The sequence below is a fragment of the Rhodococcus sp. PML026 genome (assembly GCF_000963615.1).
Classification (GTDB): Bacteria; Actinomycetota; Actinomycetes; order Mycobacteriales; family Mycobacteriaceae; genus Rhodococcoides; species Rhodococcoides fascians.
Map to the genome: position 1 here is coordinate 447856 of NZ_KQ031376.1, position 17495 is coordinate 465350.

At 63.8% G+C, this 17495-nt stretch carries 17 protein-coding genes and 1 tRNA gene; 5 read left to right on the plus strand and 13 right to left on the minus strand.

What is annotated here, in order from left to right; translation table 11 throughout:
- Nucleotides 1-122 precede the first annotated feature (122 nt).
- From VF34_RS21630 to VF34_RS21650, 5 genes are all read right to left on the minus strand, one after another.
- Nucleotides 123-1352, minus strand: a complete 1230-nt coding sequence (locus tag VF34_RS21630; protein WP_045842029.1) for a globin domain-containing protein — start codon at nt 1350-1352, stop codon at nt 123-125.
- Nucleotides 1353-1393: 41 nt separating this feature from the next.
- A complete protein-coding gene (locus tag VF34_RS21635; protein ID WP_027496129.1) occupies nt 1394-1834 on the minus strand; it encodes an RrF2 family transcriptional regulator in 441 nt (146 codons plus the stop codon).
- 296 nt (nt 1835-2130) lie between these two features.
- Entirely contained in the window at nt 2131-2481 is a 351-nt protein-coding gene (locus tag VF34_RS25790; protein WP_080736581.1) for a PLD nuclease N-terminal domain-containing protein, read from the minus strand.
- Complete coding sequence (locus VF34_RS21645) at nt 2424-2690, minus strand: DUF1876 domain-containing protein (RefSeq protein ID WP_032401200.1); 267 nt, start codon at nt 2688-2690, stop codon at nt 2424-2426. Before VF34_RS21645 ends, VF34_RS25790 begins: the two co-directional genes overlap by 58 nt.
- Nucleotides 2691-2746: 56 nt before the next feature.
- Nucleotides 2747-3631, minus strand: a complete 885-nt coding sequence (locus tag VF34_RS21650) for a universal stress protein (protein WP_032401235.1) — start codon at nt 3629-3631, stop codon at nt 2747-2749.
- 252 nt (nt 3632-3883) lie between these two features.
- On the opposite strand from VF34_RS21650, the gene VF34_RS25125 reads away from it, so the two are divergent.
- Together VF34_RS25125 and VF34_RS21660 are read left to right on the plus strand one after the other, a co-directional pair.
- On the plus strand, nt 3884-4807 hold the full coding sequence (locus tag VF34_RS25125; protein ID WP_045842030.1) for a universal stress protein: 924 nt from the start codon (nt 3884-3886) through the stop codon (nt 4805-4807).
- A gap of 238 nt (nt 4808-5045) precedes the next feature.
- Nucleotides 5046-5507: a hypothetical protein gene (locus tag VF34_RS21660; protein ID WP_231578260.1), complete on the plus strand. Its 462-nt coding sequence runs from the start codon at nt 5046-5048 to the stop codon at nt 5505-5507.
- A 63-nt stretch (nt 5508-5570) separates the two neighbouring features.
- Here the strand turns inward: VF34_RS21660 and VF34_RS21665 are convergent, their stop codons facing one another.
- The 8 genes from VF34_RS21665 to VF34_RS21705 form a co-directional block, all read right to left on the minus strand.
- Complete coding sequence (locus VF34_RS21665) at nt 5571-6869, minus strand: MgtC/SapB family protein (protein WP_371832572.1); 1299 nt, start codon at nt 6867-6869, stop codon at nt 5571-5573.
- 1140 nt (nt 6870-8009) lie between these two features.
- Nucleotides 8010-8083, minus strand: a tRNA-Leu gene (locus tag VF34_RS21675).
- Nucleotides 8084-8127: 44 nt separating this feature from the next.
- The gene (locus tag VF34_RS21680) at nt 8128-9564 is read right to left on the minus strand and encodes a short-chain fatty acid transporter (protein WP_027496117.1); all 1437 of its coding nucleotides are present in this window, start codon (nt 9562-9564) and stop codon (nt 8128-8130) included.
- A 116-nt stretch (nt 9565-9680) separates the two neighbouring features.
- Nucleotides 9681-10625 carry a Ppx/GppA phosphatase family protein gene (locus VF34_RS21685; protein WP_032373009.1) on the minus strand — a complete coding sequence of 315 codons (945 nt, stop codon included), beginning with the start codon at nt 10623-10625 and terminating at the stop codon, nt 9681-9683.
- Entirely contained in the window at nt 10622-11152 is a 531-nt protein-coding gene (locus VF34_RS21690; protein ID WP_032371198.1) for a DUF501 domain-containing protein, read from the minus strand. Before VF34_RS21690 ends, VF34_RS21685 begins: the two co-directional genes overlap by 4 nt.
- On the minus strand, nt 11149-11637 hold the full coding sequence (locus tag VF34_RS21695; RefSeq protein ID WP_230593554.1) for an FtsB family cell division protein: 489 nt from the start codon (nt 11635-11637) through the stop codon (nt 11149-11151). Before VF34_RS21695 ends, VF34_RS21690 begins: the two co-directional genes overlap by 4 nt.
- A gap of 259 nt (nt 11638-11896) precedes the next feature.
- A complete protein-coding gene (eno, locus tag VF34_RS21700) occupies nt 11897-13183 on the minus strand; it encodes a phosphopyruvate hydratase (RefSeq protein WP_027496113.1) in 1287 nt (428 codons plus the stop codon).
- A gap of 88 nt (nt 13184-13271) precedes the next feature.
- On the minus strand, nt 13272-13982 hold the full coding sequence (locus tag VF34_RS21705; protein ID WP_045842124.1) for a lytic transglycosylase domain-containing protein: 711 nt from the start codon (nt 13980-13982) through the stop codon (nt 13272-13274).
- 189 nt (nt 13983-14171) lie between these two features.
- On the opposite strand from VF34_RS21705, the gene efeU reads away from it, so the two are divergent.
- Genes efeU through efeB form a run of 3 tightly spaced genes read left to right on the plus strand, consistent with a single transcriptional unit; the run spans nt 14172 to nt 17438 of the window.
- Entirely contained in the window at nt 14172-15053 is an 882-nt protein-coding gene (gene efeU / locus VF34_RS21710; protein WP_032373011.1) for an iron uptake transporter permease EfeU, read from the plus strand.
- Nucleotides 15054-15067: 14 nt separating this feature from the next.
- Nucleotides 15068-16207, plus strand: a complete 1140-nt coding sequence (gene efeO, locus VF34_RS21715) for an iron uptake system protein EfeO (RefSeq protein ID WP_032373012.1) — start codon at nt 15068-15070, stop codon at nt 16205-16207.
- Nucleotides 16188-17438 carry an iron uptake transporter deferrochelatase/peroxidase subunit gene (gene efeB, locus VF34_RS21720; RefSeq protein WP_082079233.1) on the plus strand — a complete coding sequence of 417 codons (1251 nt, stop codon included), beginning with the start codon at nt 16188-16190 and terminating at the stop codon, nt 17436-17438. The genes efeO and efeB overlap by 20 nt, the downstream gene beginning before the upstream one ends.
- Nucleotides 17439-17495: the final 57 nt, after the last annotated feature.

Consider the following 17495-nt stretch of genomic DNA (forward strand, 5'->3'; position numbering starts at 1 on the left):
CCCGCGCACTAGGGGGCCGCCGAACGAAGCCGACGGGCACGAGATCACCGGGCACCAGTAAACACGCCGAGACTCCCGGACACAATAAGAGGCGACGGCAGCGAATGGTGGGGCTGTGGCTGTCAGCCGAGCAACCACTCGTCCGGGGCGAACAGTTCGCAATGGACACGCGACTTGTCGACCCCACAGTCGACGAGTTGTGAGGTGACGGCCTGCACGAAACCGTTACCGCCGCAGACGAAGAACGACGCACCCTGAGGAAGGTCGACAAGAGTGAGATCCAACCGCCCATGGTGTGCATCGGCCACATCGCCGGGCTCCTCGTACCAGAGTTCGAGGACGGCGTTCGGCAAGGCGTCGACCAGTTGTCGCTGACGGGCCCGAAGCGGATGGTCGGCGGGGCTACGGTCTGCGTGGACAACCAACACCTCGGATTGTGTACCCGACAGAGCGAGATGTTCGAGAATCCCGTTCATCGGCGTGATGCCGATGCCGGCCGAGATCAATACGGCGGGCCCCGCAGAGATGTCCTCTGTCGGCAGATCACCGAACGGGATGCTGATATCGATGAGGTCTCCCGGGCGTAGCGTGCTCGAGATCCAGTTCGACACTTCACCTGCCGGGCAGCCACCGCTGGCGACGACAGGCTTGACGGCGAACGTCAATTCGCCTGTGTCACTGCCGGAGATGACGCTGTACTGGCGGATCTGTCGCGCGCCGTCGGGCAGAGTCACTCCGACCGAGACGTACCCACCCGGGTGCTCCTTGCGAAGCTCGGGCCAGTCGCCGGTCACACCGATCACCACTGCCCCGGACGGATCTTCGGTGCGCGTAGTGACGGTTCCGCGGTGAAAGACCTGTCCCGCAACCACTCCCGCGCTCTCGTAAAGGCGGTTCTCGAGATCGACGAGAGTGTCGGCCATCATCCAATACACCCGGTCCCAGGCTTCGGCGACTTCGGTCGTCACTGTCTCGGCACCGAGTACGTCGACGATCGCAGCGAAGAGGTGCTCGTACACGATCGAGTACTGGTCGGCGGTAATTCCGAGAGATGCGTGCTTGTGTCCGATCCGGGACAGCATTTCGTCCGGGTGCGACAGCGTCGGGTCCACCAGATGAGTGGCGTACGTCGCGATAGACGCGGCCAGAGCTCGTTGCTGCGCTCCCTGTGCCTGATTCCCGCGGTTGAACAGATTCCGCAGCAGCTCCGGTCGTGCGGCGAACATGCGCGCATAGAAGTTTGTTGTGATGGCGTCGATATTGGCACCCACCAACGGCAACGTCGCTCTGACGACGTCGACGTGATCGGGTTGGAGCTCGTGCTCGACAGTGAGGGGACCGAACGTGGACATAGATATTCCTTCCAATGGACCGCCGACATCGAAATGACAGGTCAGGGTGAGGGAAAAGCGACCATTGCGAGTGGAATGGTCGGGGACGCGGCTAGATCGTCGATCGTGTAGCGGTCGAGTTCGCCATAGAACGCTTCTTTGGCGACGGCCAGGGCATGCCGCAATCGGCAGGCGGCAAGAAGTGGGCAGGGCCGGTCCCCTACGCACTCGACAACTTCGCGATCGCCTTCGAGTTGACGGATCAGGTGGCCCACCGATATCGATCGGCCCGTGTCGGTGAGGAAGAGCCCGCCGGTGCGGCCGCGCTGCGCACGAACGCAGCCCAATCCGACCAAGCGTGTAATCGCTTTCGCAACATGATGTTCGGACGCGTTCACTCGAACTGCAATGGCTCCAGTGGTCATCCGAGGACCGTCCGGGCCGGCGGCTGCCAGCAACATCATCGCCCGTAGGGCCAGATCGCTGAAGCGAGTCAGTTGCATGTCTACGACGGTACTCAATCCCGCACACCCGATGCGGGTTTTGGAGCGTGGGTTCAAACACCACGATCCGTGCGGTTTTTACACCTGGACATTCCTCACAACTCCGAGGCCAATTCTTCGATAATTCGCGCTGCCGGGTCAGCGGAAGCGCTGCGGTGCCCGGCACCGGCCCACATGTTGATGCCGTGAGGCTCGGCACTCGGCCTTCGCACTGCCCGCCGTCTTCGGGGCAGGCGTGACCGTACTGGCACCAGCAAGTCGATCGGTCGGACGTGGCTCAGCTACAGCGGCGGCGCCTATTGGAGCGGATCCGATCGCCGGCCAAAGAAGAAGTATGCGATCGGACCGAAGACGTTGACGCATATGACCGCGGCCCACAGTCGCTTGCTGCCACTAACCTGCCTGCTACTACGTAGCGCAAGATCGAGCCACGCGGCCAAAGCCATTGCCACCTGAACAGTGCCGAGAACGACGATGCCGCGGCGGCGTCGTTCGCTTATGCCTTCCTCGGCTTCGGCTTCGACTTCGGCACATCGTGCATCGTTCTCCTGCGCACCTGCAGACAGCCACGATGGATCGCGTGGTGCGTTCACAGCCGCACTCGGACAGGTTCGTGGACAACCTGTTCCAGGTCTTGCGCACTGCATTCGAGCAGCTGATGAGCGAGATCCGACAGTGCTCGTGCGACGGCAAGCTCGTCGCCTATCTCGGGGACCATCGGGTCCTCGGGGCTCTTTCGCGCCAGTCCTACCCCGGTCAGCTTCGTGTCGTCGCGAGTGTGCAACCGCGCCAGGGCACGTGTCTTGTCGTCGTGTTCGTCGATGGTGATTTCGACCGACCAAGTGTGTTCTTCCATGACATGGGCCTTTCTCGACGGGGCTTCATAGCTGCTCTGTTTCGTCACGGGCCCGGTCATCGTCCGTCGCGGCAGATCATGACGGGACAGTGCGCGTGGTGAACAAGATTGGCACCGGTCGACCCCAGCACCAGCGAGGCGATCGATCCGCGTCCGTGGCTGCCCACGATGACGAGCTGCGACTGCGCGGAGAGATCCACGAGTGTGTGCGAAGCATTCCCCTGGCGCAGTTCGCGATTGATCTGCACATCCGGGTATTTCTCGGCCCATCCGGCCAAGCTCTCGGACAGGAGTGCTGCCTCCTCCCGTTCATAGGCCGGCCAGTCGACGAAATACGGAAGTGCGACTCCGCCGGCTTTGGAAGCAGGGCTCCAGGAGTGAACGGCAACGAGCGCAACACCCAACGCCGACGCCACCTCGAATGCGTGTCCGACGGCGGACTCACTCGCAGCGCTACCGTCGACTCCGACGACGACAGGCGCGTCGAACGTCGAGCGGCCCTCCCGCCATACGACGACCGGGCAGTCCGCATTGTGAGCGACTGCTTTCGCCGTACTTCCCAGCAAGAACGAACTGACGGCACCGGAGCCCGAATTTCCCACCACCACCAGTCGCGCCGTATGTGAGCACTCTTTCAGCAACGCGGCGGCAGACATGACGACGACTTCGGTACTCACAGCAAGGTCGGGATGGATACCGACCAAAGACTCGGACAGGTCGTCGACGATCTTCCGGGCGTTCTCCTTCTGCTGATTCCACACCTCGACGGGCACGGCAATGGCCTCCTCGGCCATGTAGAACGTGGGCTCTCGGACCGCGCTCACGATGTGCAGCGGGGAATGCAATCGGGCCGCCATCTCCGCCGCCCACCGTGCTGCAGCGTCACTGCTCTCCGAACCGTCCACTCCGACGACGACTCGCTGACGATTGGCCAGAACCATGGTGTCCACTCCGATCTGCGATGGGCGAATGTCCGACAGGATTTTCGGCCACTCCGTGCGGACTCATCGGTACGCAGTCCCATTGCATCCCAGGTGGATCGGGCAACCCAGGGTATTACGTCCCCGATTGTCAGGACCTTCGATCGACCCGGCGAGCGGTGCGGACCGTCGTGCCGAATTCGAGGACTTCGGCACCGTGCGACAGGTCCGAAGCCTCTGGTCCGGTTCGACCCGACCCCAGAGGATCGATGCATGACCACTGCGATCGACCATCGAAAGAATCTCACGGTTGTCGGCGTCGACGGCTCCGTGTCGGCTCGGAACGCTGTCCGTTGGGCTGCCACCGACGTCGTCGGTCGAGACACCACACTGTTGCTCGTCTATGCCGGTGTCGATCTGGACATCACCCGCACCGGAGCACCGGACGCGAACAGTGGCACCGCGTCGGGTGCGCGTGCTCGCGCGCGGTCCGCGCTGGCCGCCGCCCGCGTCATCGCGCTGTCGATCCTGGGCGACGACGCCGATGTGGAGACCGTGCTGGATCCCGACCCACCCAACGAGGTATTGAACGGGTACGCGGACACAGCTCGGATGCTCGTGCTGGGTTCTCGTCGAAAGGGATCCGTAGCGCGTGCAGTACTGGGCTCGGTCAGTACCGATGTCGCCACTCACGCACGATGCCCGATTGCTGTTGTCCCGCGGCGTTTCACAGGAACGGCGGCAGAATCCGCCACCGCCCCCACGGTGGTGGGCGTCGACTGTTCGTCCAACGACGATGCAGTACTCGACGTTGCCTTCGATCAGGCATCACGACTCGGCACCCCCTTGCTTGCCGTGCACGCGTACGAGTCCTTGCAACCGCGAACCGGGTTCGCCCGATCCATCGACCTGGGGCCACGCCTGCGTGGCGATTCTGCTCCACAGCGGTGGATCGATCACCTCGTTGCCTCGTGGTCCGAGAAGTATCCCGACGTCGAAGTCACGGCTCACGCTGTACACGACCGACCGTCACATGCGCTCCTCGAGTACGCATCCCACGCGCAACTCATCGTTCTCGGGGCCAGGAGCCGTGGTGCGATCTCACCGCTGTTCGGCGGATCGACCAGCCGTGCGGTACTCCATCGAGCCGATATACCGGTCGTCATCGTCCCTGCCTGCAATGGCAAACTGCAGTAACGGCCCTGTGGCAGCACGCCGAAATACCGGCTCTGCCCGAGGAGCAACGCGCGGACGTGTTGACCTTCACCGAGAACGCGACTACGACACAAAGGCTTTCGCCATCTACGACCGAGGAAATTCATGGATCGGTGCCGAACACGGCGATCGAGGGCCTCGGCCCCTCCGAGTAGGGACGTTCGACGACAGCACCGGCTACCGCGTGATCGATAGGGTCGCTTACCGAACCGGAGAAGGCATGAACACATCGAAGGTCCAGGCAACCGTCGACCGCACCCTGCCCGACTGCTCTCCGCATCCTCAGACCACCGACAGCACGGCGTACGCCGCGATCGAACAGTTCGACGAGGGGTCGTCGAACTTGGTGGTTCGTGTGGAGGAGGTGGGAGCACGACACTGGTGGATGGCCTTGCTGGCAACGCTGGCAAGTCAATCGGGAAACGCCTACATGCGTTTTGTCGGTGTCGTCGACGAGAAACCCGTGTATTTCAGCGACACGTTCCCAGTGCCCCGAATCTGGGGATCCATTCCGCCACAGGAGCAGTGGGCACCGGGCATGACTCGGTGCCTTCACAAACTCTGCCGAGAGATCGAGGACGCGGGCTGGCGACTGCACGAGAACACGATCGATCCCTGGTCGCTTTCGTACGAGCGCACCTCACCTCCGCCCGCGCGCGGGCTCAGTCGAGCTACTTGCTGAGCTACAAGACGTGCATCGACGCCTCTGCGCTCGAAACCGACGAGCGGAAAGGTCCGCTGCAGTTCACCCCATCGTCACCACGATCGTCATGACGACGGCGAAGACAACGGTCGGCAGAACCATGGCCGCAAGAAACCCGAGACCGAAGCGATGCCCACCTGAAGTGAAGGCCAGCACGCTCTTGACCAGCAGATTCGATCCGAGCGCAGCGGCGATTGCCTGCAGCGCGCTGTCGACCGTGATGGTGCCTTTCGCAGCCAGGCTCGCCGCCCCGAGAGCACCGGCGTGAGCATCGGCGAGACCCGCCACAGCTGCGGCGAGCACCGCTCCCCGCGAACCCAGAACGTCAGCACCCCATCGGCCGACGAAGAGGGCGAAGACGAGAACGTCAGCACCCCATCGGCCGACGAAGAGGGCGAAGACGAGAACAGCAGCCAACACGAGTGCCGGCCGCAACGAAAACGGCCGCGCCGCGGTATTCGGCTCGACGCCTACGCTTATCACCTCAGCGTCTCGTGGAGCCACTGAGGCACCGCGGTAGACGATGGCAGCGACTACAACGAGCACCATGGCACCCGCAACCACCGGGGGCCACAGTCGTCGAAGAACGTCTGGCTCGACGAAACCGATGACGACGAGCAACTGTATGAAGGTGGCAAGGCTGGCAACGAGCGCCCCGGCGAGCGGTGCCCGCATCTCATCGGCCGTCCGGCTCAGCCGGCCCATCGACGGAGTTGTCGCACTTGCGGATACGAATCCGCCGGCCAGACCCGTGACGAGCAGACCGCGCTGTGGCCCAAGCGTCCGGACGCCGATGTATCCGATCCACCCGATACCGGTGAGCAGAACGACGAGGAGCCATACCTTGGCCGGGTTGAGCACGCCGTAGGGTCCGATTTCGCGATCAGGTAACAACGGCAGGATGACAAATGCCGCCACGAGGGATTTGATGGCGTCTTCGAGTTCGATCTCGCTGACCATCTGACGGGCGAAGCGATGAATGCGAGACTTCGACATCAGCAGTCCGGCCACGATCACGGCAAGGGCGACGGCTACCGACGGGTCGGTATAGGCGAGTGCGCCGAGCAGATAGGCCACCAACGCGGCTATCTCGGTAGTGGTCCCCGCGTCCTGCTCGCTGGTGCGGAGATAGGCAAGCGCCATGAGCAGCCCAACGACGACGATGCCGGCTGAGACTGCCCAGATGTCGAAGCCGGCGGCGACGGCTCCGGTAAGAGACAACAGCGCGAACGAACGCGACCCCGCCGGGAGCGTGCGGATATGGCTGCGTTCACGCTCGAACCCGAGCAGCAGTCCGATGGCGAGCGCCACCAGGAAGGGCTCAACGTCCATCCAGCTCACGACAGTTTCACCGATCGTGCACTACTGGAACGGATTTGCCGCACCGCCCACCTTCTACCCTCGAGTCGTCGACGGATCCCGCGGTCGGATCGAATTCGCATCCACGGCCGGTCACGAAGTCAGCTCTCAGCGCCGCAGTAGGCCACGATCCCATTGTCCGCAACTACACGGTGGAAGACAGGGCGGAAGGTCCCTCACGCGTATGACTCACGTCATCGCCCTAGGTGCGGTCCGGCAATGTTCCGACATCACCGAACGATTGGTAGAGAGCACCATCTGTACCGTTTTCTGTCCGCTCCACTCGGACTTCGAACGGGATCCGAATCCGAGATAGCCCGCACCGATCCGGCCGTGCTCAGCGGTGAGAACCTGCCGACCGGAATAGCCATTCCGAGCTCCCCGTTCGCCGTCGGCGTCATCTCACTGCTACTGGGCTACATCTCGTAGTCGCCGGTGGGGGCACTCGATCACGCGGAGCTGAGTCCAAAGCGATGCCATCGCGCCCACTCGATTGGAAGCGTGATGTCTCGGGCAATTGCACGGTGCTCGCGATCCGCTTCGCGACGGCCGGCGGAAGCTCCGGGGCAACAGCCACCGACCGGCCGTCCGCGGGGATGCTCGCGGCAACCGTTGCAGCAAATGCTCGGGCTGGCCGGAAGTCTGTAACGGGCAACTCGGAGCAGGTCGCCGACGTGGCTGCAACATGAGGCTGTGCTGGGCTGGCGTTTCGGACGAGACGATGCGCAACATGCAATCTACGTTGGCGACTTCCGAGAATGCTTCGCCAGGGCAATGCTCTCGAGCGCTTGGGCCGACATGCATGTGAAACCTGTTTCGGCACAACCGGCTCTATGACTGAACCGAAATATCGCGAGAGTCGACGAGGTCAGTCAGCTCAGCATGATCAGGTTGTGACAGCCTCGTGACAGCGAGCCACCCACCGAGACGACTTCGCAACCCGAATCCCGGCCCTGAGCTGGACGAATACGAAGATGCGACGGCGAAGAACGTACATACCGCGCGGATCTGAAATCCACTGTCTCGGTTGTCCACTCAAATCCGCGATAGGCCGCTGAAGTCCACGTTGCCAGCCGAAAAGCATTGTTGCGGAACAGCAATCTGCATCCGTACGGACTCCGGTGCCCCCAGTCGGACTCGAACCGACACTGTGCGGATTTTAAGTCCGCTGCCTCTGCCAATTGGGCTATAGGGGCCACCGCTGGAGTCGCGCTCCAGCGGTGATGATCATATCGGGCTGCTATTGCGCCGGAATGACCGGCGGCACGAAGTCGAAGGTCATGCCGAGGAGCCACACGAGCAGCAGGACCACCGGGAAGTGGAAGATGAACTGCAGGAACGTGAACCCGATCAAGTCTCGTGCTCGAAGTCCAAGAACCGCCAGCAAGGGCAGCATGAAGAACGGGTTGATCAGGTTCGGCAGGGCCTCGGCCACGTTGTAGATCTGGACGGTCCAGCCGAGGTTCATCTGCACGTCGGTCGCAGATTGCATCACGTACGGCGCTTCGACGAGCCACTTGCCACCGCCGGACGGAACGAAGAGCCCGAGTACGACGGTATAGACCGCGATGACCACGGCGAATCCACCGCCGCTACCGATGTCGGTGAAGAAATTCGCGAGGTGCTCGGAGATCGTCACGCCTCCTCTACCCTCCGCTTTGGTCAACATGGCCGCCATTGCGGCGTACAGCGGGAACTGCACCAAGATCCCTGCAGTGGCGGGAACCGCCTTACTGACGGAATCGAGGAAACGCCGCGGGGTGCCGTGCAGCACGAGACCGAGCATCAGGAACACCAAGAGATAGCCGTTGAGACTGCTGACCACCGATAGCACCGGCAGCGTCAATAGCTGCGAGACAAGCCATCCCAGCGTCATCGCGCCGGCGAAGAGCGGAAGGATGCGGCTGTACTCGAGCCACTCCCCCGGCCTGGTGCGCGGTGCCGGCTCCGCGACGGTGTCGTCGAGATCGACCTCCATGTCGGCGGCAGTCTTGATTGCTGCACCCTTCGGCGCGGACACGTGTGCGATGACGACCGTCAACACGATGATGATGACGCACATCAGCAACGACTGCCACGTGAAGATGGTCTTACCGAAGTCCAGCACACCGGTAACCGAAAGCAGAGTCGCCGGAAGCGAACTGGCCGTCGCCTGCAGCTGAGCCGCCGAGGACGACATGCCCAGCGCCCAGACCGCTCCGAGTCCCATGAATGCAGCAGCCCCCAGAGCCCGATAGTCCGTCCGTAAATCGTCACGCCGCGCGATGGCACGGGCCAACAGACCGGCGAACACCAGACTCAGGCCCCAGTTGAGGAACGAGACCGAACAGGACAGCAGTGCAACGAAACTGACTGCGCTACTGGAGCTCTTGGGCACCTGCGCCAATCGGGTGATCAATCTGGCGACCGGTGGAGACGTTGCCACCACGTACCCGGTGAGCACGACCATCGCCATCTGCAGCGTGAAGGCCGTCAGGTCCCAGAAACCGTTGCCGAACGCGTCGACCACATTCTGCGGAGACGAACCGTTCGCGAACGCAGCAACGGCAACGACCACTACGCCGACGAGGGCGAAGATGTACGCGTCAGGAAACCACTTCTCGGTTCCCTTGGCGAGTGCTTGCGCTACGCGCGCCAGACCTTTCTCGGCCGGGGCCTGCTGGGCGGGTGTCGTCATGGGTGGTCCTAGCCTCGTCGGGAGCAGTGACGTGAGCCACAGCGCCTATCAGGCTTCACCGAAACACGAAGCGATGCAACCTACATCGCCGCAGACCGGGTCTGCAGAATTGCAGATCAGATCTTGATCGACATCGCGATGCCGTCGAGGATGTCGTGCTCACTGACCGTCAACGAGCTGACAGCCCCGCGTCGCTCGAACTCTTCGGCCAGCACGCTGCACACGATCGCTCCGCCGCCGATGACGTCGACCCGTCCGGGGTGCATGGGCCCCAACGCACTTCGCTGCGTGTGAGTCATGTCGATCAGGTCCTCGCATACCTCGAACAACTCCGAGAAGGGCACACGAGACAAGTGCACTGCGTCGGCGTCGTACTCGGGTAGTTCCTTGGCGATGGCCGCGATGGTCGTCATCGTGCCGGCCACACCCACCCAGCTCGACGCGTCGCCGATCGAGACTTCCTCGAATGCCTCCGCCAACTTCTCGCGGGCGTACTCACGCGCACCGTTGATCTCGTCTGCGGTGGGAGGGTCCGAATGCAGGAATCGTTCGGTCAGACGCACACAGCCGATGTTCGCCGAGAACGCCGCTTTCACACCTTTGGCGTCGCCCAGTACGAGCTCGGTGGAACCGCCACCCAGATCGACGACCAGGAAAGGCCCTGCCGCAGAATCGAGTTCACCGACCGCACCGGCAAAGGACAGCCGCGCTTCTTCGTCTCCGGTGATCACCTCGGCCTCGGCACCGGGAATGACCTTGCCGAGTACCTCACGCACCATCGAGAAGAAGTCCTCCCGATTCGACGCATCACGGGTGGCGGAGGTGGCGACCATGCGCACCGCGGTGGCCCCGGTCTTGCGGATGATCTCCGCGTACTCCACCAATGCAACACGGGTGCGCTCGATGGCCTCGGGCACGAAGGCTCCGGTCGCGTCGACGCCTTGCCCCAAGCGCACGATCCGCATCTCACGAGCGACGTCGGCGAGGGTCTTACCGTTGTTGTCTGCGACGAGCAGGCGGATGGAGTTGGTGCCGCAATCGATCGCTGCAACCCTGGTCATGATTTCTCCGCACGTAGTTCTTCGATGGTCGGCCAATCGGCCGGAATAGCTTTGCCGCGCAACGAGTTCTCGGCTGCCAATGCCACCGACTCGTCGCCGAGCGGATTGACTCCTGGCCCCTTGGCCAACGAATGCGCGATCAACACGTGCAGGCACTTGACGCGGTCGGGCATACCGCCGCCGGTGAAATCCGTTCCGAGAGATTCGATCTCGTTACGCTCAGCCAGGTACGACTCGTGTGCACGCAAATAGGCGGCAGCCAATTCCGGGTCGGTCCCCAAGCGTTCGGTCATCTCACGCATGACTCCGGCCGATTCCTGCCGACTTGCTTCCGCCGTCAATCGCGGGTCGGTCAAGTAGTACAGGGTGGGAAACGGAGTGCCGTCGGGAAGCTTCGGGGCAGTTTTCACCACACCCGGCCTGCCGTCCGGAGATCGATACGCGATTTCGAGTACGCCACGCGGTTCACGTCCGAGCTGCGATGCGACCGCATCGAGATCTTCCTGCGAGACTGCCGAGGAATTCACCCGACGGGTCCCCCTTCTGGTTCTGGCACCGGCGGGGCCGGAGCGGGTTCTGGCTGTACGACGGGCATGGGCGCGGACGTGGGCTCCGACGGCTCGTCCGATCCCTGCGGCTGCACCGCGGTGTTCCACAGGTCGGTGTACCACGGCCCGGTCGGGGTGTTGTCCACCTCGAGATCCTTGGAGCTCGGCGAGTAGTCGCCGGGGAGCTGCACCTGATACGGCGTCTCCCCCGGCATGACGAACCGCAGCCGCTCGCGAGCATCGGCGGCGATGCGGGACGGTTCGTTGAGCTGAGATTTCTGGGTCTGGAGCGCGTCCACCTCGTCCTGCAGGGTCTGACGCTCGGCCAGCACGGACTCGAGCTCACCGCGCTGCGAGAAGTAGGTCCTGAGCGGCACGGCCAGCGTCAGCGCCAACGCGCACACCACGACTCCGAGAATGACCGCGCGTCCGGTGGACAGCCCGAAGAACGTTCGCTCGGGCATCTTGGGTCTACGAACACCGACGCGCCTCGGAGCAGCTTTGCCACCCACCACGGCGTCACGCGCCTGATCCGACGGCTCCGGTGGAGTGGCCGGCCGGCCGGAGGCGGTCTCGTCGCGAGACGCACCCCCGGTCGGCTTCGAGCGATTCGGAGAGGAAGGACGGCCGCGGGGTCGGGGATCCCGTCCACCTGGACTGGTCCCGGACCTTCCGCGTCGTGCCATCATTCACTCTCCACTTCGTGCATACGTATCGGTTGACTCAGCCCTCGTAATTGAACCGGGGGAAAGCCAGCTCGCCCGCGTAACGCGCCGCGTCACCCAGAGCTTCTTCGATTCGCAGCAACTGGTTGTACTTGGCGACGCGCTCGCTTCGGGCGGGGGCACCGGTCTTGATCTGCCCGCTGCCGACGGCAACTGCCAGGTCAGCGATGGTGGTGTCCTCGGTTTCGCCGGAACGGTGGCTCATCATCGTCTTGTAGCCGTTGCGATGGGCCAGATCCACTGCATCGAGGGTCTCGGTCAGCGTGCCGATCTGGTTGACCTTGACCAGCAGTGCGTTGGCCGCACCCTTGACGATGCCGTCTTCGAGACGCTCGGGGTTGGTGACGAACAGGTCGTCGCCGACGAGCTGAACCTTGTCACCGATCGATTCGGTGAGTGCGACCCAGCCGTCCCAGTCGTTCTCGTCGAGCGGATCCTCGATGGAGACCAGCGGGTAAGCGTCGACGAGCTCGCCGTAGAAGGCCGACATCTGCTCGGCGGACTTGGTCTCACGCTCGAAGGCGTAGCCGGTGCCCGCGGTGTAGAACTCGGTGGCCGCCACGTCGAGGGCGAGCGCGACATCCTGGCCGGGCTTGAGACCGGTCTTGCCGATGGCCTCGAGGATCAGGTCGAGAGCTGCCTTGGTTCCGGCGAGATCGGGAGCGAAGCCGCCCTCGTCGCCGAGGCCGGTGGACAGGCCCTTGGCCTTGAGCACTGCCTTGAGTGCGTGGTAGACCTCGGCACCCCAGCGCAGCGACTCCTTGAACGTGGCCGCACCGATCGGCGCGATCATGAATTCCTGGACGTCGACGCCACTGTCTGCGTGCGCGCCACCGTTGATGATGTTCATCATCGGCACCGGCAGGATGTGGGCGTTCGGGCCACCGAGGTAGCGGAAGAGCTCGAGTCCGGTGGACTCCGCAGCAGCCTTGGCGACAGCGAGCGAGACACCCAGCAGGGAGTTCGCGCCGAGGCGGGACTTGTCGGGAGTGCCGTCGAGGTCCAGGAGGGCCTGGTCGACGGTGCGCTGCTCGATGGCGTCGAGGCCGATGACGGCGGGTGCAATCTCGTCGAGCACCGCGTTGACGGCCTTCTCGACGCCCTTGCCGCCGTAGCGGTCTCCGCCGTCACGAAGCTCGACGGCCTCGTGCTCACCGGTGGATGCGCCGGAGGGAACGGCTGCACGGGTCAACGTCCCGTCGTCCAATGCGACCTCGACCTCAACCGTGGGGTTGCCACGGGAATCGAGGATCTCGCGAGCTCCGACCTGCTCAATGATGGCCACGAATGCTTCTCCTAGTAACGGGGACCGGCGGACTGTGCCGGGTGCAAGACTAGCCGCTGTTGCATGGTGCCCGCGATGCACGGAGTTTCTACGGCCTGGTGCCCACCGAGTACGCGGCCGCTCGATCTCGCACGTCGCGCAGGTACTGGCCCGACAGGTTGTACGCCATCAACGCGCTCTCCCACCCTTGCGCCGTCCGCAGATCACCGCCGCGCGCGCAGAGATAACGCGCCGCCGTCAGAGCGGCGTCGTCGATGTTGTCCGGATCTGCGATGCCGTCGCCGTTGGCGTCGACTCCCCATTTCTTCCACGTCTCGGGGATGAACTGCATGGGTCCCATCGCACGATCGAACTCGGCATCGCCGTCCATCGATCCGCCGTCGGTGTCCGGGATCTCGGCGACGCCCGGTCCGCCGTCGAGTGGGATTCCGCGAATGGGCGGTGCGACGAGTCCGTCGGGTTGCACGGAAGACCCCTGGTAGGTGCCGTGCCGACTCTCGATGTACCCGATCCCGGCCAGTGTCGTCCAGGCGATGCCGCAGTCCGCGTCGGTCTCGGCCATGATCGCGGCAGCGTGCCCGTACGACGCGAGTGCGGTCACCGAGATACCGAGCGCATCGGTCTGCGGCTCTGCCCAGGCAATGAGCAGATCGGCCGTTCGGCCGGGGGCATTGAAGTCGATGATCGGCACCTCCGTGCCCGGGCCGGGCGGAATGCCCTCGGGAATCTCACGCTTCGGCTCGCTGCTGCCACATGCGGTGAGCGCAAGGAGTACCGATGCGGTGGCGAGCACGCAGATTCGTGAGATCACCTCACCATCCTGCACACGGAAGGTAATAGAAAGCTAAAGGCCGATAAAACCCCAGTACAACGTGCATAAGGACCAGGTTGCAGGGTGTATGTTTCTGTCAACCTTCACGCATGAGGGTCGCCTACCCTTCGCGAGGCAAGGCGTACCAATGTTCGACGCACAACAGGAGCACCATCCGTGTCCGTACTGGCTGCCGCAGGATCTGCGCCGTCGATCGCTACCCAGATGTTCGGCAGCGGTCTGATCGGTCTTCGCGAGGGTCTCGAGACCGGCATCGTGGTGATGATTCTCGTGGCGTTCCTCGTCAAGGCGAACCGACGCGACGCCCTCAAGTGGGTGTGGCTGGGAGTCGGCCTGGCCGTCGCGATGGTGGCGGCGATCTTCTTCGTGATCCACTACGGCACGTCCACCGTCACCGGACTGACGGCCGAGATCATCGCGGGAGCGGCCTCGCTGGTCGCCGTCGTCATCGTCACGGCCATGGTCCTGTGGATGCGCACCGCCGCCAAGAACATCTCCGGCGAGCTGCGGGCGAACATGGAGAAAGCTCTCACCGTCGGGCCTGCTGCAGTGCTGACGCTCTCGTTCTTCGCCGTCGGCCGTGAGGGCGTCGAGACGGCACTGCTCATGGTCGGGTACGCCGAGAACACCAACGGCAGCCTGTGGCCGCTGCTCGGACTTCTACTGGGCATCGTTGTCGCCGCAGTACTGACGGTGTTCCTGTACTTCGGCGCGGTGCGCATCAACTTTGCCGTGTTCTTCAAGTACACCGGCATCTTCCTCATCGTGGTCGCCGCCGGAATCCTCGCCTACGGCATCCGCGCCCTGCAGATCGGCGGAGTTCTGCCCGGTGGCAGTGCTGTCGCCTTCGACATCACCGCACACTTCGATGCCTCGAGCTGGTACGGCACCGTGCTCGCCGGCATCTTCAACTTCCGCCCCGAACCCACTGTCTTCCAAGCGATCGCGTGGGTGCTGTACATCGTCGTCGTGTTGTTCCTCTTCCTCCGCCCGGTCCGCGTTCCCGCGGCTCCCGAGCCTGTACTTCAGAACTCCTGAAAGGCACCACCACCATGCGTCGTACCACTTACGCTCTGGCCGCGGTCGCGGTTCTACCGATGGCCCTGGCCGGATGCACCGAGAAGTCCTCGACCGAGGCCGCATCGGGCGATATCGCCGTCACGGCCACCGACTCGTCCTGCGACGTCGGTGCAACCGAGGGCACCACCGGAAACTCCACGTTCCAGATCACCAACAACGGCAGCAAGGTCACCGAGTTCTACGTCTACGGCGAGGGCGACCGAGTCATGGGCGAGGTCGAGAACATCGGACCGGGTCTGACGCGTCAGCTCATCGTCGCTCTGCCCGACCCCGGCACGTACCAAACCGCCTGCAAGGCAGGCATGGTGGGCGACGGCGTCCGCGCCGATTACGTTGTGACCGGCGATTCGGTTCGCCAGACGGACGAGGACGGCTTGCTCACCGAGGCAGCCGACGGCTACAAGCGCTACGTCGTCAGTCAGATCGACGCGTTGCAAGAGACCACGACGTCGTTCGTCACCGCGGTCAAGAGCGGCGACGTTGCCGCAGCCAAGGCCCAGTTCCCCATCGCGCGTAGCTATTACGAGCGCATCGAGCCGGTCGCCGAGAGCTTCCCGGACGACCTCGATCCGCGCATCGACTTGCGCGAGCCCGACGTCGAGCCCGGCGCGGAGTGGACCGGCTTCCACCGCATCGAGAAGGACCTGTGGACGCAGGGGCTGCAGCCCGACACCAATGCGATGGCCGATCAGCTCGAGGCCGACATCACCGAACTCGCAGACAAGATCAAGGCCGACGACTTCACCATCGACCCCGTCCAGGTCGCCGGTGGCGCACAGGGATTGCTCGACGAGGTCGCCAAGACCAAGATCAGCGGTGAAGAGGACTTCTTCTCGCACACCGACCTGTGGGACTTCCAGGCCAACGTCGACGGCTCGCAGGCAGCCATCGCGGCCGTGCGTCCGATCCTCGACGAGCGCAACGCCGAACTGGGCACCGCGATCGACGCCCGCTTCGCAGAACTCGACGCCGAACTCGCCAAGTACCGCAGCGGCGACGGCTTCGTCTTCTACGACACCGTGACCGAACCGCAGCGACAGGAACTGTCGAACAAGATCGACGCACTGTCCGCCGAAGTGAGCCAGGTGCAGGGTGTCGTTGCCGGACAGTAAGACTGGACAGTTCTCCCGGCGGCGTCTGTTCGGTGCCGTCGGGACCGGGGCTGCACTCGTCGGAGTCGGGGCCATCGCGGGACACGCGACGGCCTCGGGCGCAGAGGTGCCGACGTCGGACGTCGTCGAGTTCCGCGGCGACCATCAGGCCGGCATCGTCACTCCGGCACAGGACCGCATGCACTTCGTCGCGTTCGACGTCACCACCGACTCTCGCGAGGATTTCGTTGCGCTGCTGAAGAAGTGGACCCTGATGGCCGAGCGGTTGGTGCATGGCGAGGAGACGTTCGACGGCGGAGCTGTCGACGGCGGCCAGTACAACCCGCCCGCCGACACCGGTGAGGCGCTGGGCCTGACCGCATCGTCTTTGACGTTGACGATCGGTTTCGGTCCGGCACTGTTCGATCGGTTCGATCTGGCGTCGAGAAGACCTGCCTCCCTTGCTGATCTGCAGCACTTTCCGGCCGACAACCTCGACCCGCGCCGCTCGGGTGGCGACCTCTGCATCCAGGCCTGTGCAAACGACCCGCAGGTTGCCGTGCACGCCATTCGCAACCTCGCCCGCGTCGGGTTCGGCACGGTTTCGGTCAAGTGGTCTCAGCTGGGCTTCGGACGCACCTCGTCCACCTCGACCACCCAGGACACCCCGCGAAACCTGTTCGGCTTCAAGGACGGGACCGCCAACCTCAAGGCCGAGGACCCGTCTCTGCTGGACGAGAACGTCTGGGTTGCCCCTGACGACGATCAGGAATGGATGGCAGGTGGCTCCTACCTCGTGGCCCGCCGTATCCGCATGCTCATCGAATCGTGGGACCGCACCACGCTCAAGGAACAAGAGCGAGTGATCGGACGCAGCAAGGGAACCGGTGCACCGCTCGGCCAGAAGGACGAATTCGACGCACTCGATTTCGAGTCACAGGGACCCGAGGGCACCTTCATCGACAAGACCGCACACGTGCGTCTGGCGTCGAAGGAAAACCTCGGCGGCGTCCAGATCCTGCGTCGGGGATACAACTTCACCGACGGATCGGACGGCTTCGGCCACCTCGACGCCGGACTGTTCTTCATCGCCTACTGCCGCGATCCCCTGACCCAATTCGTCCCGATGCAGTTGGCCCTGTCTCGCAAGGACGCACTGAACGAATACATCCAACACGTCGGGTCTGCGGTATTCGCGTGCCCACCCGGCGTCGGAAAATCCGAGTACTGGGGTTCGACGCTGTTCGAGTGATTCTTCGCCGGCCCCACCCCGTCCGGGCGGTGAGTTCGTGCACGCGGTTCGGTCTAC

Excerpts from the sequence above, each read along its gene's own strand:
- VF34_RS21630 (WP_045842029.1), bottom strand. The coding sequence starts at position 1,352 with ATGTCCACGTTCGGTCCCCTCACTGTCGAGCACGAGCTCCAACCCGAT.
- VF34_RS21635 (WP_027496129.1), bottom strand. The coding sequence starts at position 1,834 with ATGCAACTGACTCGCTTCAGCGATCTGGCCCTACGGGCGATGATGTTG.
- VF34_RS25790 (WP_080736581.1), bottom strand. The coding sequence starts at position 2,481 with ATGCAGTGCGCAAGACCTGGAACAGGTTGTCCACGAACCTGTCCGAGT.
- VF34_RS21645 (WP_032401200.1), bottom strand. The coding sequence starts at position 2,690 with ATGGAAGAACACACTTGGTCGGTCGAAATCACCATCGACGAACACGAC.
- VF34_RS21650 (WP_032401235.1), bottom strand. The coding sequence starts at position 3,631 with ATGGTTCTGGCCAATCGTCAGCGAGTCGTCGTCGGAGTGGACGGTTCG.
- VF34_RS25125 (WP_045842030.1), top strand. The coding sequence starts at position 3,884 with ATGACCACTGCGATCGACCATCGAAAGAATCTCACGGTTGTCGGCGTC.
- VF34_RS21660 (WP_231578260.1), top strand. The coding sequence starts at position 5,046 with ATGAACACATCGAAGGTCCAGGCAACCGTCGACCGCACCCTGCCCGAC.
- VF34_RS21680 (WP_027496117.1), bottom strand. The coding sequence starts at position 9,564 with ATGACGACACCCGCCCAGCAGGCCCCGGCCGAGAAAGGTCTGGCGCGC.
- VF34_RS21685 (WP_032373009.1), bottom strand. The coding sequence starts at position 10,625 with ATGACCAGGGTTGCAGCGATCGATTGCGGCACCAACTCCATCCGCCTG.
- VF34_RS21695 (WP_230593554.1), bottom strand. The coding sequence starts at position 11,637 with ATGCCCGAGCGAACGTTCTTCGGGCTGTCCACCGGACGCGCGGTCATT.
- efeO (WP_032373012.1), top strand. The coding sequence starts at position 15,068 with ATGCGTCGTACCACTTACGCTCTGGCCGCGGTCGCGGTTCTACCGATG.